21 protein-coding genes are annotated in these 24,132 nt (G+C 32.7%); 19 read left to right on the top strand and 2 right to left on the bottom strand.

What is annotated here, in order from left to right; translation table 11 throughout:
* The first annotated feature begins 25 nt into the window (after positions 1-25).
* The 8 genes from mltG to mutS all read left to right on the top strand — a co-directional run bounded on the left by mltG (position 26) and on the right by mutS (position 8,014).
* Positions 26-1,159 carry an endolytic transglycosylase MltG gene (gene mltG, locus H1220_06660; protein ID QMI85396.1) on the top strand — a complete coding sequence of 378 codons (1,134 nt, stop codon included), beginning with the start codon at positions 26-28 and terminating at the stop codon, positions 1,157-1,159.
* Between the two features lie 58 nt (positions 1,160-1,217).
* Entirely contained in the window at positions 1,218-1,841 is a 624-nt protein-coding gene (gene udk / locus H1220_06655) for a uridine kinase (GenBank protein ID QMI85395.1), read from the top strand.
* Positions 1,842-2,024: 183 nt separating this feature from the next.
* Positions 2,025-2,519, top strand: a complete 495-nt coding sequence (locus H1220_06650; GenBank protein ID QMI85394.1) for a dihydrofolate reductase — start codon at positions 2,025-2,027, stop codon at positions 2,517-2,519.
* A 49-nt stretch (positions 2,520-2,568) separates the two neighbouring features.
* Positions 2,569-2,742, top strand: a complete 174-nt coding sequence (locus H1220_06645; GenBank protein ID QMI85393.1) for a hypothetical protein — start codon at positions 2,569-2,571, stop codon at positions 2,740-2,742.
* Positions 2,743-2,760: 18 nt separating this feature from the next.
* On the top strand, positions 2,761-3,108 hold the full coding sequence (locus tag H1220_06640; protein ID QMI85392.1) for a cysteine desulfurase: 348 nt from the start codon (positions 2,761-2,763) through the stop codon (positions 3,106-3,108).
* 63 nt (positions 3,109-3,171) lie between these two features.
* A complete protein-coding gene (locus H1220_06635; protein QMI85391.1) occupies positions 3,172-4,491 on the top strand; it encodes a CBS domain-containing protein in 1,320 nt (439 codons plus the stop codon).
* Positions 4,492-4,502: 11 nt separating this feature from the next.
* Positions 4,503-5,444 carry a bifunctional oligoribonuclease/PAP phosphatase NrnA gene (locus tag H1220_06630; protein ID QMI85390.1) on the top strand — a complete coding sequence of 314 codons (942 nt, stop codon included), beginning with the start codon at positions 4,503-4,505 and terminating at the stop codon, positions 5,442-5,444.
* Positions 5,445-5,458: 14 nt separating this feature from the next.
* Positions 5,459-8,014 carry a DNA mismatch repair protein MutS gene (gene mutS / locus H1220_06625; GenBank protein QMI85389.1) on the top strand — a complete coding sequence of 852 codons (2,556 nt, stop codon included), beginning with the start codon at positions 5,459-5,461 and terminating at the stop codon, positions 8,012-8,014.
* A 62-nt stretch (positions 8,015-8,076) separates the two neighbouring features.
* Here the strand turns inward: mutS and H1220_06620 are convergent, their stop codons facing one another.
* Positions 8,077-8,688: a hypothetical protein gene (locus tag H1220_06620; GenBank protein ID QMI85388.1), complete on the bottom strand. Its 612-nt coding sequence runs from the start codon at positions 8,686-8,688 to the stop codon at positions 8,077-8,079.
* A gap of 162 nt (positions 8,689-8,850) precedes the next feature.
* Here H1220_06620 and H1220_06615 point away from each other — a divergent pair, with 162 nt between their 5' ends.
* The 11 genes from H1220_06615 to H1220_06565 all read left to right on the top strand — a co-directional run bounded on the left by H1220_06615 (position 8,851) and on the right by H1220_06565 (position 22,548).
* Positions 8,851-10,569: a phospho-sugar mutase gene (locus H1220_06615; GenBank protein QMI85387.1), complete on the top strand. Its 1,719-nt coding sequence runs from the start codon at positions 8,851-8,853 to the stop codon at positions 10,567-10,569.
* A 416-nt stretch (positions 10,570-10,985) separates the two neighbouring features.
* Entirely contained in the window at positions 10,986-12,803 is a 1,818-nt protein-coding gene (locus H1220_06610; GenBank protein QMI85386.1) for a DUF2207 domain-containing protein, read from the top strand.
* Between the two features lie 228 nt (positions 12,804-13,031).
* Entirely contained in the window at positions 13,032-15,455 is a 2,424-nt protein-coding gene (locus H1220_06605; protein QMI85385.1) for a hypothetical protein, read from the top strand.
* 38 nt (positions 15,456-15,493) lie between these two features.
* Positions 15,494-15,967 (top strand): DUF5590 domain-containing protein, encoded by a 474-nt coding sequence (locus H1220_06600; protein ID QMI85384.1) that lies wholly within the window; start codon positions 15,494-15,496, stop codon positions 15,965-15,967.
* A 12-nt stretch (positions 15,968-15,979) separates the two neighbouring features.
* Positions 15,980-17,176, top strand: coding sequence for a pyridoxal phosphate-dependent aminotransferase (locus H1220_06595; protein ID QMI85383.1), 1,197 nt, complete (start codon positions 15,980-15,982; stop codon positions 17,174-17,176).
* 26 nt (positions 17,177-17,202) lie between these two features.
* The gene (asnS, locus tag H1220_06590) at positions 17,203-18,501 is read left to right on the top strand and encodes an asparagine--tRNA ligase (protein QMI85382.1); all 1,299 of its coding nucleotides are present in this window, start codon (positions 17,203-17,205) and stop codon (positions 18,499-18,501) included.
* 323 nt (positions 18,502-18,824) lie between these two features.
* Positions 18,825-19,412, top strand: a complete 588-nt coding sequence (locus tag H1220_06585) for a dephospho-CoA kinase (GenBank protein ID QMI86683.1) — start codon at positions 18,825-18,827, stop codon at positions 19,410-19,412.
* Positions 19,413-19,453: 41 nt separating this feature from the next.
* Positions 19,454-19,915 (top strand): transcriptional repressor NrdR, encoded by a 462-nt coding sequence (gene nrdR / locus H1220_06580; protein ID QMI85381.1) that lies wholly within the window; start codon positions 19,454-19,456, stop codon positions 19,913-19,915.
* 15 nt (positions 19,916-19,930) lie between these two features.
* Complete coding sequence (locus tag H1220_06575) at positions 19,931-21,244, top strand: DnaD domain protein (GenBank protein QMI85380.1); 1,314 nt, start codon at positions 19,931-19,933, stop codon at positions 21,242-21,244.
* Between the two features lie 10 nt (positions 21,245-21,254).
* Complete coding sequence (gene dnaI / locus H1220_06570) at positions 21,255-22,172, top strand: primosomal protein DnaI (protein QMI85379.1); 918 nt, start codon at positions 21,255-21,257, stop codon at positions 22,170-22,172.
* A 124-nt stretch (positions 22,173-22,296) separates the two neighbouring features.
* Positions 22,297-22,548: a type B 50S ribosomal protein L31 gene (locus H1220_06565; GenBank protein ID QMI85378.1), complete on the top strand. Its 252-nt coding sequence runs from the start codon at positions 22,297-22,299 to the stop codon at positions 22,546-22,548.
* A gap of 324 nt (positions 22,549-22,872) precedes the next feature.
* Here H1220_06565 and H1220_06560 read toward each other — a convergent pair whose 3' ends face one another.
* Positions 22,873-24,048 (bottom strand): GTP-binding protein, encoded by a 1,176-nt coding sequence (locus H1220_06560; protein QMI85377.1) that lies wholly within the window; start codon positions 24,046-24,048, stop codon positions 22,873-22,875.
* Positions 24,049-24,132 lie beyond the last annotated feature (84 nt).

Below are 24,132 nucleotides of genomic sequence, written 5' to 3'. Positions count from 1 at the left end.
TAAAATAGGAAAAAAAGGAGTTACTATGTCTTATAATAAAAGTGATTTAGAAAGACAAACACGAACGAGAAAGCAAAGATACGATCGTGAAAACCGTATTTCGAGAAAAATTGTCTTTATTATTGTAACGATTGTTTTATGTGTGCTAACGATAGGGGCTATTACAGCATACGGGGCTATTCAGTACAATTTACAACCGTATGATACAAATAATAAAGAAAAAATTGAAGTAAATGTATCTGTTGGTTCTTCTATGAAAGATTTAGCTAAAACATTAGAAGAAATGAAAATTATTCGCAATGCAACAGTGTTTAATTTTTATTTAAAAACAAAAGATGTGGGGACTTTAAAAGCAGGAAATTATGCTTTATCTCCATCTATGACGCTTGACGATATTATCGGTGTATTGAAAAGTGGAGGAACATCTGACCATGCTGTTTTAGCAACGGTACTTGTACGTGAGGGAGATCAAATTTCACAAATTGCTGAAACGATTGGCAAATCTACACCTATTACAAAAGATGAGTTTTTAGAAGCCATTAAAGACGATACTTTTGTAAATGAATTAGTCCAAAAATATCCAAAATTATTGACAAGTATGTCTAAAATGACAGATTTAAAATATAAATTAGAAGGATACTTATTCCCTGCAACGTATGATTATGTTAAAGATGATACAGCAAAATCAATGATTGAAAAAATGGTCAAAAAAATGGATAGTGTGATGCAACATTATTATCAAGCGATGATTGATAGTAGTAAAGATGTGCATCAAGTCTTAACGATTGCCTCTCTAGCAGAAAAAGAGGGTGTTAAAACAGATGACCGTAAAAAAATTGTAAGTGTCTTTGATAATCGTTTACAACAAGATATGCCATTACAATCAGATATTAGTGTGTTGTATGCTTTAGGAGAGCATAAAGAATTGGTTACATTTAAAGATTTAGAAGTAGATTCACCATATAACCTATATAAATATAAAGGATATGGACCAGGACCATTTAACTCGCCAAGTGAAGATGCGATTTCTGCAACACTAAATCCAGATAAAACAGAGTATTTTTATTTTGTAGCGGATGTAAAAACAGGTATTGTGTATTTTGCGAAAACATTACAAGAACACGAAGCTTTAGTTGAAAAATATGTGAATAATAAATAATAAATTGCTTTTGACAAATCATATTTGTCAAAAGCTGTTTTTTAGAAAGGAATAACTTATGAATAAAAAGCCTATTGTCATTGGTGTAACAGGTGGATCTGGTAGTGGAAAAACATCTGTGAGCCGTAAGATTTTAGAATCATTTCCCGGATTGTCGATTTTATTATTAGAACAAGATTCTTATTATAAAAATCAAGATCACTTAACATTTGAAGAAAGATTAAAAACAAATTACGATCATCCAAATGCTTTTGACGGAGATTTATTAGTTCAAGATTTACAAAAACTAATCAATTTTGAATCTATTTCAAAACCAGTATACGATTACGTGAACCATACAAGAAGTTCGGAAGTGATTTTACAAGCACCGAAAGACGTCATTATTTTAGAAGGGCTATTTGTTTTAGAAGACGAGCGTTTACGTCATTTAATGGATATTAAAATATATGTAGACACAGATGATGATTTGCGTATTATTCGTCGTATTAAGAGAGATATTGAAGAAAGAGGACGTTCATTAGACTCTATTATTCAACAGTATTTAGAAGTTGTTAAACCAATGCATCATCAATTTATCGAACCAACAAAACGACTAGCAGATGTGATTATTCCAGAAGGTGTTTCTAACCAAGTTGCACTTGATTTAATTATGACAAAGATTGCTAGTATTTTAGAAGGCTAGATGTGATATAAACATAAGATATTCCAGTGGTGAAAGTCGTTTACCACTTATGAAAAATGATGTTGGTGGCCCCCGCCAACATCATTTTTTTTGTATTATTAGAAAGAGATTTTAATATATTTTACTAGATTTTTTATAAAGAAATCTGTAACATAGAGTAGACGAGTAAAAAAGGAGATATATATGATTATATTTGTATTTGCACAAGATAAAAATGGACTAATCGGAAATAAAGGAACATTGCCGTGGCATTTGCCTAATGATTTAGCATTTTTTAAAAAAACAACATTGCATCAAACCATTGTAATGGGTCGAAAAACATTTGAAGGTATGGGAAAACGATTATTACCTTATAGACATACCATTATTTTAACTACCGATAAATCTTATCAAGTAGAAGGTGCAGAGGTTTGTCATTGTGTGCAAGATATTATGAATTTAAGTCAGCAACAAAATATTTATATTGTAGGTGGTGCAAAAGTATTTAGTATGTTTGCTGATAATGTGGATATGATTTATCAAACAATTATTGATGAAACATTTGACGGTGATGCTTATATGCCTAAATTGGATATGACAAAATTTGAATTGATCGAACGCATAGAAGGGGTTATTGATGAAAAAAATGCCTATCCACATTACTTTTTAATTTATAAGCGTCATTCTAATAAGTGCTAATTTAGGTAAAATATGATAAACTAGATATATCAATAGTAGTAGGTGACGTATGAAAAAACGAATACAAAAAACAAATATATCGCAAGATACATTAAGACTTATTTTTAGCGTCTTTTTATTATCATTGCTACTCATCGTATCATCGTTATTAGATGCAAAACATGTTGAGAGTGTTAAAAACACATCAATGAAAAGCGAACAAATACAACCAGTAAAAAAATAAAGATATAAGGAGATCGTTATGGCATTTCAACAAACAGTAACCGTATCTGGATTAAACAAAACATATTCTATTAGTGATAAATGTAAAAAATATACATTACGTGATAATGGTTTTGAAGAAACAAAAGCAGGAAACTTTCAATTACAACGTTCACTTGATGTTATTGGAGCAGAAAAGAAGAACTTCAAATTAAAAATTACTGTTTCAAAAGATTTAAAAGAATTAAAAATCTCTACGACAACAGGCAATGGTTTAAATGCTGTTGATTTATACAAATTAAAAAATAACGAGATGATTATTGAAAAATTTGAATTTACATTGGACGGTTTAGTTGATCGTGATGTCTTAGTTGAAGTAAACAATTAATAGGATGCATTCATCTTTGATGAGTGCATTTTCAATATAGTAGGTGTAGAAAGAGGTAAGAAAATGCCGACGAAACATGAACTTATTATTCAATTTATCGATAGTTTGGCTGTAGGGGAAAAAGTATCTGTACGCTCCATTGCCAAAAATATGAAAATTAGCGAAGGAACAGCTTATAGAGCGATAAAAGAGGCTGAAAAATTAGGGTTAGTTTCTACGATTGAACGTGTTGGAACGATTCGTGTCGAAAGAAAAACAAAACGTAATTTTGAAAGTTTGACGTATGAAGCCGTCGAAAAAATTGTTGAAGGACAAATTTTAGGCGGACATAGTGGTATCACAAAACAATTAAATAAATTTATTATTGGTGCCATGCAAGAAGATGCCATGCTTCGTTACATTACACCTGATTCTTTAATGATTGTCGGAAATAGAACGAGTGTGCAACGCTTAGCATTAGAAAGTGGTGCAGCAGTTTTAATCACGGGTGGTTTTGAAACGACTCCAGATATTATTTCTCTAGCTAATCAAGTAGGTTTACCAATTATTACAACATCGTACGATACCTTTACTGTAGCAACGATAATTAATCGTGCTATGTCGGATCAACTTATTAAAAAAGAAATTGTCCTTGTTGAAAATATTTATACAGAATTACATAATAGTGTTTATTTAACAACAGATGATACCGTAGCAAAATATCGTGAATTAACACAAACAACAAACCATACACGTTTTCCTGTTATTACACCACAAGGACGACTAGTAGGTATTGTTGCTGCAGCAGATGTTATGAGAAGACCCGATTATATGAGCATTGAAAAAGTAATGACCAAATCGCCCGTTGTTGCTAAAACATATATGAGTATTGCGAGTGTGTCCCATATTATGATTTGGGACGGGTTAGATGTATTGCCTGTTGTTGAAGATAATATGCAATTTATTGGTATTATTTCACGGCGAGATGTTATGAAAGCTATCCAACTATCTCAACGACAACCACAAGTAGGCAATACCATTGAGGATCAAATTGTTTCCAATTTAAATAGTGTTGATGAAAGTGGATTTGAACAAAAAGAATATATTTTTCAAGTTGAACCACAAATGTTAAACAGTGTCGGAACAATTTCTTACGGTGTTTTAGCAGAAATTATTACAGAAAGCTCCCAAAGAATGATTTATGAAATGTATCAACAAGGAGCTATTTTAGAACAACTCCAACTTTATTATTTTAAACTTATACAAAATGAAAATAAATTACATATTTTATGTGATGTTTTAGATGCTAATAGACGTTCTACAAAAATAGATGTCGGTGTCTATAATGAAAATAGACTTGTGGCAAAAGCGGTTGTTTCTTATCAAGTCATTAGTAAAACATAAAGGAGATAGGCATGTTTTTTAAACAATTATCCACATATATTCATGAACATGACACGATTATTATTCATAGACATACAAATCCGGATCCAGATGCTCTTGGTTCACAATTAGGATTAGCAGGTATTATTACTGAAAATTTTAAAGACAAACACGTTTATTGTGTGGGTCGAGATATAAATAGCTTAGCTTTTATGGGACAAATGGATCAGATTGACGACTCATGTTACAAAAACGCATTGATTATTGTGACAGATACAGCTAATACACCTAGAATTGATGATAAACGATTTACGCTTGGGAAAACTCTCGTAAAAATTGATCACCACCCTGATATTGAGCCTTATGGTGACATCTCTTATGTGGATACAAAAGCAAGTAGTACGAGTGAAATTATTACACAATGGGTTTATGAAGAACGTTTGATGATAACATCTGAAACTGCACGGCACTTATACGCGGGTATTGTAGGTGATACAGGACGATTTTTATATGAATCAACATCTAGAAAAACAATGCAATTAGCAAGTTTTCTAAGAAATTATGATTTTTCAGCGACAGATATTCAATATGCGATGATAACGCAGTCTATCCAAACAGCAAAATTATCCGGCTATGTATTACAACATTTAAAATATACAAAACAAGGCGTCGCATATATTGTCCTATCTCAAAAATTATTAACCAAATATGGATTATCAGATGAAGACACAGCCGGGATAGTATCTTTACCGGGTACTATTGAAAATGTGTGTTGTTGGGGCATTTTTGTAGAACAGCCAAGCGGAAAATACAGATGCCGCTTACGCTCTAAAGGACCTGCGATTAACAGTATTGCACAAGAACATGATGGTGGAGGACATCCATTGGCGAGCGGAGCGAATGCACAGCATTTAGATGAAGTGAAAATTATTATTTCCAAATTAAAAAAAGCAGCTGAACACTATCAAAAATAAGAAAGGATTATCCAATGAGTGAACAAACAGAAACAATGACACCTATGATGGCACAATATTTTTCTGTTAAAGAAAACTATAAGGATTGTCTATTGTTTTATCGCCTAGGCGATTTTTATGAACTTTTTTATGATGATGCTAAAATTGCATCAGAAGTATTAGAAATTACATTAACATCACGCAATAAAAATGCACAAAATCCGGTGCCTATGTGCGGGGTGCCTCATCATGCCGCACAAGAATATATAAAAACACTCGTCGACAAAGGTTACAAAATTGCAATTTGTGAACAATTAGAAGACGCTAAGTTAACAAAAGGTATGGTCAAACGTGATGTGGTACAAGTTATTACACCGGGGACAGTGTTAGATCCTAAAAATAAAGATGATAAAAAAAATCATTATTTAGCATCGCTTATCTATGCACAAGGGTATCATTTGGCGTATGTAGACATTGCCACGGGTGAAATAAAAGTGACAAGCACCTCAAATGATGAGAGTTTATTGAATGAATTACGCAGTTTGGATATTTTTGAAATTGTCTACTATAACTTGCCAGATGCGACCATCAAACAATTGCAACAACATTTCTCTTATGTTCTTTCTAAGCAAGAGCAGAATATGGATAGTACAGCGTTTGAAACAATTTTGGAGCCAGTTTATCATAAACAACAATTAGAAGCTGTACAATTATTATTAGCTTATGTGAATAGAACGCAAAAAAGAAGTTTAGTTCATTTACAACCTGTTCAAGTATATGAAATCAATCATTTTTTGAAACTTGATTATAATGCTAAATACAATTTAGAATTAACGGAAAGTATTCGCACAAAGACTAAAAAAGGAAGTCTTTTATGGCTTTTAGATGAAACCAAAACAGCAATGGGTGGACGTATGCTTCGTCAATGGATGGAGAAGCCGTTGATTGATAAAAGTAAGATAGAAAGTCGTCAACAAAAAGTGGCGAATTTAATGAATCACTATTTTGAGCGAATGGATTTAGTTCAAGCCTTAAAATCGGTTTACGACTTAGAACGATTAGTAGCACGTGTGTCTTTTGGTAGTGTAAATGCAAGAGATTTGATACAACTCAAAACGTCATTAGAGCAAATTCCAATGATCAAAGAATATTTATTATTGATGAATGAAACAGGTGAATGGACAGATACGCTTGAACAAATGGATTCTTTAGATCATATTACTCATTTAATTGAAAATGCCATTATAGACGAACCACCGATTTCTACAAAAGAAGGGGGCGTTATAAAAAATGGATATGATGAGTTATTAGATAAATATCGTGATGCAATGGTTAATGGCAAACAATGGATTGCGAACTTACAACAGCAAGAACGTGAAAAAACTGGTATTAAAACATTAAAAATTGGGTATAATAGAGTATTTGGTTACTATATCGAAGTGACGAAAGGAAGTTTACATTTACTGCCCGAAGGACAATACGATCGTAAACAAACACTAGCGAATGCAGAAAGGTTTATAACTCCCGAATTAAAAGAAAAAGAACGTATTATTTTAGAAGCCGAAGAAAAATCTGTTCAATTAGAATATGAATTATTTGTATCTATTCGTGAACAAATCAAACAATACAGTGCTGCTTTACAATTATTGGCAAAACAAGTAGCCAGCATTGATGTGTTACAATCTTTTGCGTATGTCAGCGAACAATATCATTATGTGAAGCCAATCTTACATCAACATCAACAAACCATTTTTATTAAAAATGGACGTCATCCAGTCGTTGAAAAAGTTATTGGCATCCATAAATATGTTCCAAATGATTTAGTCATGTCAGACGATAATACATTATTATTGATAACAGGTCCAAATATGTCTGGGAAAAGTACCTTTATGCGTCAACTAGCACTGACGGTCATTATGGCACAAATGGGTTGCTTTGTTCCTGCTGATACAGCAGAATTACCAATTTTTGACCGTATTTTTACACGAATTGGTGCAGCAGACGACTTGATTTCTGGACAAAGCACATTTATGGTTGAAATGCTTGAAACAAATCAAGCTATACAATATGCCACAGAAAAAAGTTTATTATTATTCGACGAAATTGGACGAGGAACGGCAACATACGACGGTATGGCACTAGCAGAAGCTATTTTACGATATGTTCATCATCATGTGCACGCCATAGCATTATTTTCAACTCACTATCATGAATTAACCGTTTTAGATAAAGAACTAAAAGGATTAAGAAATGTTCATGTAGGTGCGATTGAAGAAAATGGAGAGCTTATTTTCTTGCATAAACTAATGGAAGGCCCAGCAGATAAAAGTTATGGATTACATGTTGCACAATTAGCCGGATTACCTAAGGAATTGTTATTGGAAGCGACACATATTTTAGAGCGATTAGAAGTGGGTCAAAAAGACGTACCGATTTCAAAAGAACCGATACAAGAACAAGTATCTTTATTTGAAGAGTTGGAGTTAAAAGAAAAAGATGTCCTACAAGAACTACGTACAATGGATATGTCACATTTAACTCCAATGGATGTGATGATAAAGATGAATGAATTACAAAAGAAATTGATGTGATAGTAAACCCCCTAGACGAACCAACATAATGGCGGTTCGTCTAGGGGGATTTTACGATATGCTTAATGTTTTTGGAAATTACTGTTTGCCCAATGGATAACACTTGATAGTAAAAATAAACTAATGATTGTCCCTTCTCTTACATATAAAGGAAGATGATAATAAAAAGATAATCCTAATGAGAGAATAACGGATACGACATCAATACTATATCTGTAAAAAGAAAAAGATAGTTTTGTCTTTGCTTCAAGTAATTGACATAGTGTTTCAATTGGAAATTTTAGTGTGCCGTAATATAAAACACGACCCGTTCCAATACCGCCAATAATTGTTCCTAGTATAAAAGTCAGAATTTGTAAAGGGTATATCGTTATATGAACATTCGCTAAAATCGAATAGAGTATAATATTAACGACATTCCCAAAACAGATTAAGGACATAATCATTAACACATATTTTTTAATTGTACGCTGTTTATCAAGAAAAACACACATACTTAAAAAGAAAAAGTTAATACCTGTCGTGACTGTTCCAACTTTAATCTGTGTCACATCTGACACAGCAACATTTAATGCATTGAAACTACTAACACCTATATTGGCTTTAATAGTCAAACTAATACCGAGTGCGGAGATAAGATAAAAAATAAGCGATTTAGCGAGCTGTTTATACATAGTTCCCTCCATAATGAGTTCTTACTTTACATAGTATGCTATTTATTATAAATAGGTCAAGTGAAAACGTATCAATCTTGCTTAATATCAAGGAATATAATAAAATATAAATAACAAAAATAAAACGTTTTAATGACAAAAAATAGAAAGAGGTTTTACTGTATGAGTTGGGAAACAACCTATGAACAATGGAAAAATTTTGATAATTTAGATGAGAAAGTAAAAGAAAGTTTAAATTGTTATGATGATAAACAAGCAGAAGATGCTTTTTATGAACCGCTTAGTTTTGGGACGGCAGGTATGCGTGGTGTTCTAGGTGCAGGTATTAACCGAATGAATATTTACACAGTTCGACAAGCAACAAAAGGGTTAGCCTTATTTATAGAAAGTGTTGGGGAAGAAGCAAAACAACGTGGTGTTGCCATTGCCTACGATTCTAGACATCAATCAAAAGAATTTGCGATTGAATCGGCTCGTGTATTAGGCACGCACGGTATTCCGGCTTATGTTTTTGAAGAATTAAGACCAACACCAGAATTATCCTTTGCGGTACGTGAATTAAAAACATTTGCCGGTATTATGATAACAGCAAGTCATAATCCAGCTAATTACAATGGTTATAAAGTATATGGACAAGACGGTGGACAAATGCCACCACAAGATGCCGATGCATTAACAACATTTATTCGTTCTATTGATAATCCATTGACGATTGATGTGTTATCAGAAGAAGCATTACTGGAACAAAATCTATTACACTGGCAATCAGATGCACTGGATAATCGTTATTTAGAACAGGTAGACACTGTGACAATCAATAAAGAGCTTGTAAAAGAAATGAGTCAAAAAATGACACTTGTCTTTACACCACTTCATGGAGCAGGACAAATGCTTGGTGAAAAAGCATTAAAACAAGCAGGTTTTGAATCTGTCTATCTTGTACCAGAACAAGCCGTAGCTGATGCTGATTTTTCAACAGTACGCTTGCCAAACCCAGAAGATGCTGATGCGTTTGATTATGCTATTGCACTAGGAAAAGAAAAACAAGCGGATGTTTTAGTGGCAACTGATCCAGATGCAGACCGTTTGGGTGCGGCCGTTTTACTACCAAATGGCGAATACCAAGTAATAACAGGAAATCAAATTGCCGCTTTAATGGTCGATTACATTTTAAATGCACATCAACAAGCAGGTACTTTAAAAGAAAATAGTGTTATTGCAAAATCTATTGTATCTAGTGAATTACCAACAGCAATTGCAACATCTTATGGTGCAGAAATGGTTAATGTATTAACAGGCTTTAAGTTTATTGCCGATAAAATTAAACAATATGAAGCAGACGGAAGTAAAACTTTTATGTTTGGTTTTGAAGAAAGCTATGGTTATTTAGTCAAATCATTTGTTCGTGATAAAGACGCCATTCAAGCATTAGTATTGATTGCAGAAGTAGCTGCATACTATAAAAAACAAGGCAAAACATTATATGACGGTTTACAAGCACTATATGAAAAACACGGTTACTTCTTAGAAAAAACAATTTCTGTGACACTTGCTGGTATTGAAGGTATTGCTAAAATCAAAGCCTTAATGACACAATTTAGACAAGAACCTCTCCAAACATTTGGAGGTATTCAAATTGTCGAAACACAAGATTTTGCCACATCGACAATCACGTTGGAAAATGGAGATGTGAAACCATTAGATATGCCAAAATCAGACGTTTTAAAATATCTTTTAGCCGACGGGACATGGGTTGCTATTCGCCCAAGTGGAACAGAACCAAAAATCAAATTTTACATTGGTGTAAAAGCACAAGATTTACAAACAGCAGAAACGACTTTGTCTACCATTAAACAAGACATTGATACATTGGTGAAATAATAGCGTGAAGTCAGATAAAATACAGTATTGGTATATTTATCAGGCTTTTGCGTACAGTGATAATGAAATATAAAGTTAGAGGTAGGGGAATAAAATGAAAGTGGGAACAAAAATGAAAAAAAGGTCTATGCAATAGTTTTAGTGATGTGTTTATGCGATATTTTCGCATTTATGAACGTTCAAATGTATCATCACTATATTATTGTATCCAGTGTTGTATTGGCGATGAGTGCATTGAGATGAAAACATCATCGCACGATATGTATATGTGGAGCATTTCTGTTTTTAGTCGTTCATATTGCATGCTTTACATTTTTATATTCCTTCGTGTTTGCAACATAAAATACACCTAAAGTACGATTATTCACCTCCGATTTATGCTATACTTATAGTGTAGAAAGTACGGGGTGAAGAAAATGAGAAAATATACAAAATGGGTTTTTATCTTTAGTTTATTTTTGTTTATAGTACCTTTTCAAGTGAGTTATGCAAGAGATCTAACGATAAAAGATTATCAAATTGATGCACAAATACAGGAAAATGGTGATGTCGATATAACGGAAAGTATTCTTTATGATGCTTATGGAAAATATAATGGTGTATTTTATAATTTAGATAAACGAGAAGATGGGTCAAATAAAACACAAATAGAAGATATATCCGTATCATTACTTGAAAATAATGAATTGATACCATTGACACAAAATAAGTCTGAAAATCCACAAACGTATTTATTAGATAATAACGGTGATTATTTGAAATTTAAAATCTTTCTACCAATGGAAGATACACAAAAACGTCTTGTTTTTAAATATAGATTAAAGCATTATATTATCAATTATTTAGATGCAGCCGAATTTAATCGAAAATTGATTGGGAAAAGATTTGAAATTCCTCAAGAAAACATACATATTCATATAACATTGCCACAGTCTTTAACGAAAGAAACTTTACGTGCATGGGCGCATGGTGGAAGTGGTAATGGAGAAGTGAAGATTGATGATGACTATAAAGGTGTCACAATAACGACAAGCCATAATTCAAGTGGGCAGTTTGTTGAAGCACATGTCTTATTTCCGCCTAGTGTTACAGCTAGCAATCCCCATTTAATAAATGAAAATAAATGGGACAAAATCATTGCTGAGGAAGCCTATTTAGCACAAGAGCCAATGAGAAGAGAAGCAGAGCGTCTTAAAAACAAACAAATGGCTGAAACGGTTTCACCTTATATTGCAGGTTTTTTAGGACTAACATTGATAGGTGTCTATCCTTTTGTGATTAGACCATATAAAAAATGGAAAGAAAGCATCCCTTATGTACCAAATCATCTATATGATATTCCAAAAGATATTACACCTGCTATTATGACAGATAAAATTTATAATGATTATATAGCAAGTGAAGATGTTGGGGCAACTCTATTAGATTTAGTTCGTAAAAAATGTGTTCGCATTATAGATGGTAGAAATGGTTATGGATTTACCTTAGTGAAAGAACCAGATACATTGTACGAACATGAAGAAGTGTTGATTGATTTTATTTTTAATGATATTGGTAGAGGGAAATCCGTTGTTTATTTAGAAGATATTCAAGACTATGCCGATGAACATCCAGAATTTTATAATGACTCTATGGATTTATTTGAAGATGCTGTACAAGAATATCCATTCGAATATACAGATACAAAGACACGTTTTAGCTCTGCATACACAGTTATTTCCAATGCCATTGTTGTCTGTGTATTAGCTGCAACACTTTTTATTAGTCTTAAATATTTGCTCTTTGGTTTTGTAGGCTTTGTGTTATTGGCAAGTGCTGGTGTTGTTTTGTTAAATCGTACATTTAGTGTAAAACGAACAAAACAGCAAGAATATGAACTTGCACAATGGAATGCTTTTAAACAGATGCTTCTTGATATTAGTTCATTAAATCGTGCTGAGATTGAATCCATTGTCATTTGGGATCATATTTTAGTATATGCAACGTCTTTAGGCGTAGCTACAGAAGTTATTGCTCATTTAAATAGAGTGTTTCCAGAGGGCATACCTAGTACGATTGGTAATCCAAGCACAACACCACTTTTCTATAATCATATTTTTATGAATGATTTTACATCATCTATAAATGAAGCAAATACAACTGCAGCATCTATCAATTCACACGGAGAAGGTGGCAGCTTTAGTAGTGGTTCATCAGGTGGATTTGGTGGTGGATCTAGTATGGGTGGGTTCTAATTTAAAATAAATAAACATCAATAAAGCAGTAAATGAAGTGGTAAATTGACATCTTAGCGAGTCGGTTTACCACTTTTTATTGGTTCTTTGCTAAATTGTATTGATAGATTTTACTTCCGCCAACACAATTTATTATAGGCACAAGGTAGCAAAATGGTTTGCTCTAGTATTTTATATGAAAATTTAGTAAAATAAGGCGAAAGTGAGTAAATGAGTAAGGAGGTTATGATGCATAAATACGCAGTTGTTGACCTAGAAGCAACAGGTATTTCTTCTGGGCAAGTAGGACATATTATTCAAGTCGGTATAACGCTTGTCGAAGAACATAAAATTGAACAAGCATTATGTTTTGACGTACAACCTCCAGTATCCATTCAATCTCATATTACGGAATTAACGGGTATTACAAATAAACAAGTGAAAGATGCGCCTTTATTTAGTGATATTGCGGATTATTTATATACATTACTTGAAGGATGTATTTTTGTAGCACATAATGTTCATTTTGATTATGGCTTATTAAAAAAAGAATTTGAACGAGTAGGTATTATGAATTTTTCAATGCCTCGTATTGATACAATTGAACTTGCAAAAATTATTTATCCAATGGAAAAATCGTATGGGTTGAAGCGATTGACGACAGTACATGGTATTTTATTAGAGCATGAGCATAATGCTGGTGAGGATGCATTCGCAACGGCACAGTTATTTGTAAAAATGCAAAGCGATTTTGGAAGATTAGATGATAAAACCCGTACAACAATTTCCGATTTACTAAAAAGAAAACAAGACACCATGTCTTTGTTTTTTGACGATATAAAAGACTATGAAGCAGATAGTTTCTTTCCGCAGACTGATGTGATAAAGCCAGAATCTCATACAATACTTACAGAAAATACAGTATTAAAACAACAGCTATTGGACTATTTATTAGATGAAACAGACAATAAACATAAATTATTAGAACAACATGAAGCAAATCGCATGTGGGACGATGTATTTTCGATTTTATCATCTTTAAATAAAAAAACCTTTGTTTTAGTACATCACAAAGAATTGGCGCAAAGTATTTCACAACTTTATCAGGTGCCTTATTTTAAAACAAAAGAATATTACCTAGACTTAAATGCTTTAGAATATTTATTGACGATACCACAAGAATTGACTTTTCAAGAAGTACGCTATTTATGTTGTGTGTTAGTGTGGTTAACTCAAACACAAACAGGTGATTTAGAAGAACTGGATTTTCCCAATAAATTTCTTTATCGATTAACGCACGCTTATCCTGAAAATACTTATTTTTTTGATAGAGCAGTACAAAAAATAAAACAATCGACATGTGTCGTGTCGACACATCTTGATTTTCTGGCGTATCTCGATACTTTAAAAGAAATTGAAAAAGTAAATGTATTTATTGACGATGTGCAATATTTTAATGATACATTAACACAGTATTTTAAAACCAAACTATATGATACACGTTATTATCAAGAAGTAAGACGCTATATGCATACATATCAACATGAATTAGACGCTGATAAACAAGAAGCAATGGATATTGTGCTTATGCTCGATAAAGTGCTCGCTGGTTTCCGATCATTCATGACATTACTAAAAAAACAATATCCAGTTATGCCTTATCCAGAAGATGATATGATTAAAACCGTTTATATTGATAAACTAAGTCAAATAAAGAAAGAAATTTTGTATTCTTTAAAAGAAAGTTTTGATACATTAAAACAAGTCATTGCTAATGCAAAAATAAAACAAGGTTCGGGGCTAATGAAAATTGTTGAAGGAGCACAATATCTTGAATCTGTTCTAGAAACTGAAATATCAGATGACTATATGACGATGTTGATAAAAAAACAAGATATATACATGCACTATGAATGCATTTGTCAAAAATATACAAGTGCTCACTTTATGCAAGAGCATGTGTATCCCTTTGTTGATAAGTTGATTTATACAAGTATTAGCATGGATAATAAAGCGACATTTGATTATTTAGAAAAACAGCTTGGCGATACTCAGCTGGATAAAAATGTCATGAAAACAACACATACAAATCCATTAGTTCCTTTACATGTTCTAACTGATTATGTGCCTAAAATATATGTGAAAGAAAATTTATTAGTGCGTAAAACCATACGTCTTTTAGAAAAATTACCCATTAAAAACACAGTTATCATCGTCCCTTCAACGAGCTTTTTAGAAAAAGTAAAAGAGATGGAAACACAGGCTTTAATCATTGAGCATGCCAATTCTAAAAAAGTATGGCTACAATTAGGTGAAACATCTCATGCTGTTTATGTCACATGGCATCAATGGCAACTCATTCAACCAAAATACGACTTGATTGAACGTGCGATTATTGTTAGATTACCATTTGAAGCACCAGATTCTATACATGCACAAGTTAGCAAACATTTTTTATTAAATGGCACAGAGCATTATTTTAAAACAATAGCATTACCAAAAATGATTATGACGATGCGTTATTTTATTCGACAAATGGCACAGAGCACTGGAGAGATGATTGTGCTAGATGAACGTATGATAAATAGTCCTTATCAAGATGAAATTAAAGAAAATTTAGTGCAAGATTGTCAAATTACAGCTGCAACGCTAGAAACATTGTTAAATCAATGATAGAATAGATGTAGCACATATATTAAAGAGGATATGATATGAAAAAAATATTGATAGGTGTAAGTATTGTTTTTGTTGTCGGGCTGATTTTAACAGTATCTACCATAGAAACATTATTATCACCGTATAATAAAGCCAAACAAGAAGCAGCTCAGCTTGTTTTCAATGATGGTATTATGAAAAAAATTGATGATTTTTATTTGTATCAGTTTGATAAAACGGTATACGGGTTATACGGTGATAGTCAAGATAATAAAAAAATATATGTTGTCATTGACGTAGAAAGTAGTCAAGCACAAATTTACGAAACATCTGAATTAATTGATAAAGACAAAGCAAAAGAAGTGGCAATGAACGAAGAAAATACCATTCAAATTTTAAATGTCACATTAGGCTTGATGAAAAATGAACCTATTTGGGAAGTGTCATATAAATCTAGTCAAGTGTCACTTGGTTATATGCGTATATCTGCAAAAACTGGACAGATTATCCAACATATTAAAACAATATAAAGGGAGATATTCATGGTTATATCAAATCGAGCAAAAAATATCCAAGAATCTGCAACTCTAGCAAGTGCACAACGTGCTAGAGAATTGATTGCACAAGGGATAGATGTCATTCAATTAACGCTAGGAGAACCTGATTTTAGTACACCACAACATATTAAACAAGCTGCTATTCAAGCAATTAAAGAAGGTAACTCAGATCATTATACGAATGCTACGGGTATTTTACCTCTAAAGCAAGCCATTGTTGATTTTCATAAACAGTATGACGGTGTTACATATCAACCACAAGACGTTGTGGTAGGTACAGGTGCAAAACATATTTTATTTGTTTTGTGCCAAGCACTGCTAAACAAAGACGATAAAGTGATTATTCCAACACCGTACTGGGTAAGTTATAGTGAACAAGTTAAATTAGCAGGTGGTGTTCCATTATTTGTAGAAACAACTTTTGAACAACAGTATAAAGTAACAGTGGAACAACTAAATGCCTTAGACTTAACGCATGTAAAAGCTATTATTATCAATTCTCCAAATAATCCAACAGGTAGTGTTTATACAAAAGAAGAGTTATTGCAAATTGGAGAATGGGCTGTTCAACATGATTTATTCATTATTTCTGATGAAATTTATTATCGTTTAGTTTATGGGGATACTCAGGCTATTTCTATGGCAAGTCTGTCAGAAAGCATAAAAAGTCGAACGATTATTGTAAATGGAGTCGCAAAAAGTTATGCGATGACAGGTTGGCGTATCGGTTATGCATTGTCAACAAATAAAGATATTATTGGTGCAATGGGACAAATTATTAGTCATGAAACGAGTAATTTAACGGCTGTTAGCCAATATGCAGGTGTTGCAGCTTACTCAGGTACACAAGAACCTGTGGAAGAGATGAGAAAAGTATTTGAAGAACGTTTGCATTTGTTTTATAATTTGATTAGCCAAATCGAAGGGTTTAAATTAACAAAACCACAAGGTGCTTTTTATTTGTTTCCAAATGTAAAAGAAGCAGCACGTTTAACAGGATATGACTCTGTTAAAGAGTTTGCAGATGCATTATTAACGAAGGCTCATGTTGCGGTAGTATCGGGTGATGCATTCGGTATGGATGACTGTATTCGTTTGAGTTATGCAGGAGATAGTGAACAACTCATCGAAGCAGCACGCCGTATAGCACGTTTTATAGATGAACATAAAAGAAACATATAAGAAAGCAATGTTAGAAGGAGTATACAATGGAAAGAATTACAATGAATCATGCCAAAGATTTCGTCGGTCAAACCGTTGAAATAGGTGCATGGGTAACGAATAAACGTAGTAGTGGGAAAATAGCGTTTTTACAATTACGTGATGGAAAAACATATTTTCAAGGGATTGTTGTAAAACAAGATGTCGGTGAAGAGGTTTTTGACATCGCAAAAAACTTAGCACAAGAAACATCGGTTTTAGTAACAGGAATTGTCCAAGAAGATACACGCTCAAAATTGGGGTATGAATTATTGGTGACCGGATTAACTGTTGTTGGTGAAAGTGGAGATTACCCAATCACACCGAAAGAGCATGGAACAGATTTCTTAATGGATCATCGCCATTTATGGTTACGTTCAAGTAAACAACACGCTGTGATGCAAATTAGAAATGAAATCATTCGTGCAACATACGAATTTTTCAATAAAGAAGGGTTTATTAAAATTGATCCACCAATTTTAACAGGAAGTTCACCAGAAGGCACAACAGAATTATTTGAAACAGATTATTTTGATCAAAAAGCATATTTATCACAAAGTGGTCAATTATATATGGAAGCTGCAGCTATGGCATTTGGTAAAGTATTCTCATTCGGACCAACATTCCGTGCAGAAAAATCAAAAACACGTCGTCATTTAATTGAATTTTGGATGATGGAACCAGAAATGGCATTTACAACACATGAAGAAAGTTTAGTTATTCAAGAACGCTATGTTGCTTTCTTAGTTGAAAATGTCTTAGAAAATTGTCAGTTAGCTTTACACACATTAGAACGTGATGTAGAAGTATTGAAAAAATATACACAATTACCTTATCCACGTATTTCTTATGATGAAGCTATTACTTTATTAAATGATAATGGTTTTGATGATATCACATGGGGAGAAGATTTTGGTTCACCTCATGAAACATTTATTGCTAATCATTTTGAAAAACCAGTCTTTATTTTAAATTATCCAAAAGGTATTAAACCATTCTACATGAAACTACATGAAGAACGTGACGATGTAGTGATCAATGCAGATATGATTGCTCCAGAAGGATATGGTGAGATTATTGGTGGTAGCGAACGTAATATTGACTATGATAGTTTAAAAGAAAAAATTCAAGAATTTGGTTTAAGTTTAGAAGAATATGGTTGGTACTTAGATTTACGCAAATACGGAACAGTACCACATTCTGGTTTTGGATTAGGTTTAGAGCGTATGGTAACATGGATTAGTGGAACAGAACATATCCGTGAAGCCAGCCCATTCCCAAGATTATTAAATCGTTTATACCCATGATGAAAAGAGAGTAGATTTTACTCTCTTTTTTCTTACACATTGACAAATATCTTAAAAAAAGATATACTTCAACTCATGCGACGGGTCGAGGCGTAACCGTGATAGGCATATCACAAAAAGGTTACAAATCAAAGTAGCGTGCACGTGAGGTAACTCACACTGTCGGATACAGGCACGAGTTAAGGAGTATGTGAACTGCTCTTTAACGTCTACTAGCTGATTAGAGTTTTTCTAATCGGCTTTTTTTGTTATACTAGTTTTATAAATAGAGTTGAATGTTATATGAGAAAAAGATAAGATAAATAGGCATAAAAAAGAGGTGGATAATGAAAGTCATTGGGTTAACAGGAGGTATTGCGACAGGGAAGTCAACAGTCACTAACATACTTTTGGCACGAGGTGTTCCTGTGTGTGATACGGATAAAATTGCTAGAAAAGTCGTAGAAAAAGGTACACCGGCATTACAAGCATTGGCAACTGCTTTTGGAACAGAAATTTTAACGTCTGAGAAAACACTAAATCGTCAAGTACTAGCGACGATTATTTTTCAAGATGAACAGAAAAGACATCTTGTTAATAGTATTGTTCATCCGTATGTGTTTGAGGCTATTTTAAATTGGAAAAAAGAGCAAACAGCATCGGTTGTCTTTATTGATATGCCTTTATTGTATGAAGTCGGTTATGATACACAAGTGGATTCTGTTTTAGTCGTCTATATACCAAAAGAAAAACAATTAGAACGATTGATGAAGCGAAATGGGTATACGTTAGAGGAGGCATCTATACGGATTGAAGCGCAAATGCCTATCGAGGAAAAAAGAGTATGTGCGGATGATGTGATTGATAATTCTGGAACAATCGAAGAAACAGAAAAACAAGTCATTGCATATTTAGAAAAACAGAAAATGTGATATAATAGACATAATATTAGTCATTTATAAGGAGAAAATTCATGCAATGTCCACGTTGTAAATATACAGGTTCTAGAGTAATTGATAGTCGTCCGGCTGAGGATAATACGGTCATTAGACGTCGTAGAGAATGTGAGGAATGTAAACATCGTTTTACAACATTTGAACGACTTGAAAGAACGCCACTACTCGTTGTGAAACGTGATGGGAACCGTGAAGATTTTAATCGTGAAAAATTGTTACGAGGATTGGTACGTTCGTGCGAAAAACGTCCGGTTTCATTGGAAGTTTTGGAAAAAATTGTGAGTGAAGTTGAGTTTGAAGTGTATAATGTTGGTGAAAGTGAAGTATCTACGACTGAAATAGGTGAATTGGTAATGGATAGATTAGCGAAGATTGATGAAATTGCCTATATTCGTTTCGCAAGTGTTTACCGTCAATTTACAGATAAAAGTCGTTTTTTACAAGAATTAGAAGAATTAGCAAGAAGATTACAACAATAATAGGGAGAAAAGCAGATGACGTATTTAGGAAAAGATATTAGTCCAAGAGATTATATTTTTATACAAAAATTAAATACTATCACGGATATAGATAAACAAGTTGTGCTATCTTTATATCAACCAATTATTGGAGCATCTGCAACGGCTTTATATTTATTTTTAGTGAATTGCCCACAAAGAATACAGCATAAGACGATTTTTGATATGTTGCATTTTGGTACACAAATACTATATGATGCACGTATTCGTCTAGAAGCTATTGGTTTATTGAAAACGTATATTACTCAAGTAGAGCAGCAAGATAAATATATTTATGAAGTGTGTACACCAGTATCACCAAAAACATTTTTTAGTGACCCGGTTTATTGTGGTTTATTAGTAGCGCAAGTTGGGGAAAATCAATTCAATGTTTTAAAAGATATGTACATGATTAAAAGTGTATCTACAAAGGACTATCAGGATATTTCATATTCTTTTCATGCACTATTTGGTAAACAGTTAAAGGTGTATACAAGTGATTTTCATAGTGTGATTGGTCAGGAGAAATCACAACTCGTTTTAGATGACAAAGATTTTGATTGGACATTTTTTCATCAATTATTACAAGGGTCATATATTTTACCAACACAATTAACAGCTCAAGTCAAATATGCTATTCAAGGATTACATCATATTTATGGCATTCAGCCACTTGATATGAGAGATTATGTTTTACAATCTCATGATATGGTAACAAACAAGATTGATGTTGATAAATTATATCAAATAGTTAGAAATGCGATGCAAAACCAATCAAAGAGTAGCACTCAAATAGAAATAACACCTTTAAGTGAAACTGCCGTGGGGCATACGGATAAAAAAAGTGCGTTGATGACTTTGTGTCAAAATACGGTTCCGGCTGAGTTTTTAAAACACATTAAACATGCAAAGAATCAGCAAAATGCGTCAGGATTATATTATCAAGTATCTCAAAATGAATTAAAACTTATTGAACGGTTAATGACACAGTATGGTTTTCATCAAGAGGTTGTTAATTTATTAGTTCATTATATATTAGTTGTTTTAAATCACGATACATTATCTGCTAGTTATGTTGATAAGGTAGCAAATGATTGGGTAAAACAACATATTACAACAGTAGAAATGGCGATGGCTTATTTACAAACAAGAGAACAAAAACGGGATGTACCGTCTTCAAAATCTGTACGTTCAAAAAAAGGCAATGTGAAGCAAATTAAGATGACCGAAGAAGAAAAGAATGCTTTAAATGATGAAGACACGCCGATTGATGATGAAGAGTGGAACAATATTTTATCCACATTGAAATAGGAGATGACAAATGGATTCTATACAAAATCATTTAAAAAAATATGTTTATTCAGATAAATTCAAACAACGATATAATGATTTAATTCAAGACATTCAAAAAGATGCTGAGATTCAAGCGTTTATTTTAGAAAATAAAGAAATATTATCAGAAGATATTTTACAAAATAGTTATGCTAAATTGTATGAATTTATGAAAGAAAAACAACGCATTAAAGAAAGTGGCTACTCCCAAAATCCAGGTTTTGAACCAAAATTAGTCATGAATGTTGGATTTATTGATGTTGCCTATCAACCGACAGCTGATTTTTTAGCACAAGAAGAAAGACGAGAACTATCGAATCGTATTCAAACATTACAAATGCCTAGAAATATAAAAAATATTACATTTGCATCACTAGACAAAACGAAAGCCCGAGCAGATGTATTAAAATATTTTATTGATTTCTGTAATGAATATACACAAACAAAAAATAACTTTATAAAAGGAGCGTATTTATACGGTTCTTATGGTGTCGGTAAAACGTATATGATTGGTGGTCTGGCTAATGAATTAGCAAGTAGAGGTGTTTCTAGTTATTTAGCACACTTTCCTAGTTTAGTTGTGGAATTAAAAGCAGCGATTGGAGATAATTCTGTCCAACAAAAATTAGATGTCATTAAAAAATCAACGATTTTAATGTTAGACGATATTGGTGGAGAAAGCATGACGCCATGGGTAAGAGATGATATTTTAATGACGATTTTAGATTATCGCATGCGTGAACAATTACCAACATTTTTTACATCAAATCTATCTTTTGCTTTATTAGAGGAACATTTAAAAGGTGTTACCATTGAAGATGAAAGAAAAGCTAAACGCTTAATGGAACGTATTAAATATTTAAGTAAAGAAATCAACATCGTCGGTAAAAATCGCCGCGAGATGTAAAGTTTATGGTTGCATTTTATTGCATAACATGATACTATATAGCAGATGTTTAAATACATTTGTATTAGACAGATTATAACTCTGTTTTAGCAAATAATTCAGGGCAAAAGGAGAGAAAATAAATATGAAAAAAGATATTCATCCAAATTACCAACCAGTTGTATTCATGGATACAACAACAGGTTTCAAATTCTTATCTGGCTCAACAAAATCATCTTCTGAAACTGTTGAGTGGGAAGACGGAAACACATACCCATTGATTCGTGTTGAGATTTCTTCTGATTCTCATCCATTCTATACAGGACGTCAAAAATTCACTCAAGCAGACGGACGTGTGGACAAATTCAACAAAAAATACGGTTTGGGACAAAACTAATCTATGTAGACACCTTCGGGTGTCTTTTTTAGTTTCTATGATAAATCGAGTTGTTGGTGATAAAATCCACCAACAACTCGATTTAATGAAAAGCATAGTGATATTTAACCGACCTAAAACGTTAAATAAATGGGTACAGTTCATAGCTTTATACTAAAGATGTATCCATTTTTCTTTATCAATACAATTTAACGAAGTGTATGTTAAAAAGTGGTGAACGAATATGTTGAGTATTCGTTCACCACTTGATGTTAATACTATCAAATAGCGTTGATATGTAAACGTATGAACTCGATTACGTATTAAGATTATAGAATGTGTCAATTATTTTGTGCACTCATCAAATCCTTTACGTAACTGTTTTTCAGGGAGATTTTTTCCAATAAAGACAAGTGTAGATTTACGTTCTGTAGGTCCCCAATCACGTCCTTTTGAAATATCGAAACTCATTTGAACACCTTGGAAAATAATTTGATGTTCAATACCTTCAACGTTTAAAATACCTTTATAACGATATAATTGTTCGCCATAATAGTATACTAATTCATTTAACCATTGATTGATTTTGCTTAAATTTAATGGTTTCTCTGCTTCAAATACAAAGGACGTAATGCCGCTATGATGAGGGTGTCTATGATGATGTTTATGTTCACCGTGATGTTTGCAATGACCGTGTTCGTCATGATGATCACAGTCGCAATCACAATCATGTTCGTCATGATGACAATGTTCATGGTCATGACAATCGCAGTCTTCATCATGATGACAACATTCACCGTGTTCGTGGTGGCAGCAGTGTTCACCGTGTTCATGATGTTCATGACAATGAGGGCATTCGTCCTCTTTTGCACGTTCTTCCATTTCAAGAACTTTTTCTTCACTAGCGTAGAAAAGTTCTAAATTAAACATATCTTTTAAGGTAACTTCTTTTTCGCTTAAATCTTGAATCGGTGCAAAAGCATTGATAGAACGAACTGATTCGATAACATCATGATATGTTTGTGAATCAACAAGTTGATGTTTTGAAATAAAAATTTTATCAGCAAAGCCAACTTGTTTAGCAGGTTCTTCTTGTTCTTTTGTTTCTTTTAAGAAGTTTTTTGCATCAACAACAGTTAATACAGCATCTACAATAAAGTTTTCATTTAAAAATGGAACATTGATAAATGTGTGTGCAATTGGGGCAGGGTCTGCTAACCCTGTTGTTTCAAATAAAATACGGTCAACTTTTACACCCATTTTTTCTTTTGCAGATAGAATAGATTCTAAAGTTGAAGGAATATCGTTTCTTAATGTACAGCATAAACAGCCATTGTCCATTTGATAAATATCTTCTTTAACATCTAAAACAAATTGATGATCCACACCAACAGATCCAAATTCATTGATAATAACAGCAATATGTTCTTTATGCTCTTCTTTTAATACTTTATTGATTAAGGTTGTTTTTCCGGCTCCTAAAAATCCGCTTACAATGGTTACTGGAATTTGTTTCGGCATAATATATCCTCTTTTCTTTTAGTATGTTCTTATTATAAAACGAATAGTTTCATGTGTAAATGTATATGGTTTACAAAAGTAAAC

Source organism: Carnobacteriaceae bacterium zg-84 (assembly GCA_013874835.1).
In the GTDB taxonomy this organism is placed as follows: domain Bacteria; phylum Bacillota; class Bacilli; order Lactobacillales; family Aerococcaceae; genus WM01.
Note: the sequence above shows the minus strand (reverse complement) of the source record. Positions and strands in the feature narration are given on the sequence as shown.

Coding starts and splice junctions, on each gene's coding strand:
- H1220_06630 (QMI85390.1), top strand. CDS start 4,503: ATGTTTTTTAAACAATTATCCACATATATTCATGAACATGACACGATT.
- H1220_06645 (QMI85393.1), top strand. CDS start 2,569: ATGAAAAAACGAATACAAAAAACAAATATATCGCAAGATACATTAAGA.
- mltG (QMI85396.1), top strand. CDS start 26: ATGTCTTATAATAAAAGTGATTTAGAAAGACAAACACGAACGAGAAAG.
- H1220_06650 (QMI85394.1), top strand. CDS start 2,025: ATGATTATATTTGTATTTGCACAAGATAAAAATGGACTAATCGGAAAT.
- mutS (QMI85389.1), top strand. CDS start 5,459: ATGAGTGAACAAACAGAAACAATGACACCTATGATGGCACAATATTTT.
- H1220_06560 (QMI85377.1), bottom strand. CDS start 24,048: ATGCCGAAACAAATTCCAGTAACCATTGTAAGCGGATTTTTAGGAGCC.
- udk (QMI85395.1), top strand. CDS start 1,218: ATGAATAAAAAGCCTATTGTCATTGGTGTAACAGGTGGATCTGGTAGT.
- H1220_06635 (QMI85391.1), top strand. CDS start 3,172: ATGCCGACGAAACATGAACTTATTATTCAATTTATCGATAGTTTGGCT.
- dnaI (QMI85379.1), top strand. CDS start 21,255: ATGGATTCTATACAAAATCATTTAAAAAAATATGTTTATTCAGATAAA.
- H1220_06565 (QMI85378.1), top strand. CDS start 22,297: ATGAAAAAAGATATTCATCCAAATTACCAACCAGTTGTATTCATGGAT.
- H1220_06615 (QMI85387.1), top strand. CDS start 8,851: ATGAGTTGGGAAACAACCTATGAACAATGGAAAAATTTTGATAATTTA.
- H1220_06605 (QMI85385.1), top strand. CDS start 13,032: ATGCATAAATACGCAGTTGTTGACCTAGAAGCAACAGGTATTTCTTCT.
- H1220_06595 (QMI85383.1), top strand. CDS start 15,980: ATGGTTATATCAAATCGAGCAAAAAATATCCAAGAATCTGCAACTCTA.
- H1220_06575 (QMI85380.1), top strand. CDS start 19,931: ATGACGTATTTAGGAAAAGATATTAGTCCAAGAGATTATATTTTTATA.
- H1220_06640 (QMI85392.1), top strand. CDS start 2,761: ATGGCATTTCAACAAACAGTAACCGTATCTGGATTAAACAAAACATAT.
- nrdR (QMI85381.1), top strand. CDS start 19,454: ATGCAATGTCCACGTTGTAAATATACAGGTTCTAGAGTAATTGATAGT.
- H1220_06610 (QMI85386.1), top strand. CDS start 10,986: ATGAGAAAATATACAAAATGGGTTTTTATCTTTAGTTTATTTTTGTTT.
- asnS (QMI85382.1), top strand. CDS start 17,203: ATGGAAAGAATTACAATGAATCATGCCAAAGATTTCGTCGGTCAAACC.
- H1220_06600 (QMI85384.1), top strand. CDS start 15,494: ATGAAAAAAATATTGATAGGTGTAAGTATTGTTTTTGTTGTCGGGCTG.
- H1220_06620 (QMI85388.1), bottom strand. CDS start 8,688: ATGTATAAACAGCTCGCTAAATCGCTTATTTTTTATCTTATCTCCGCA.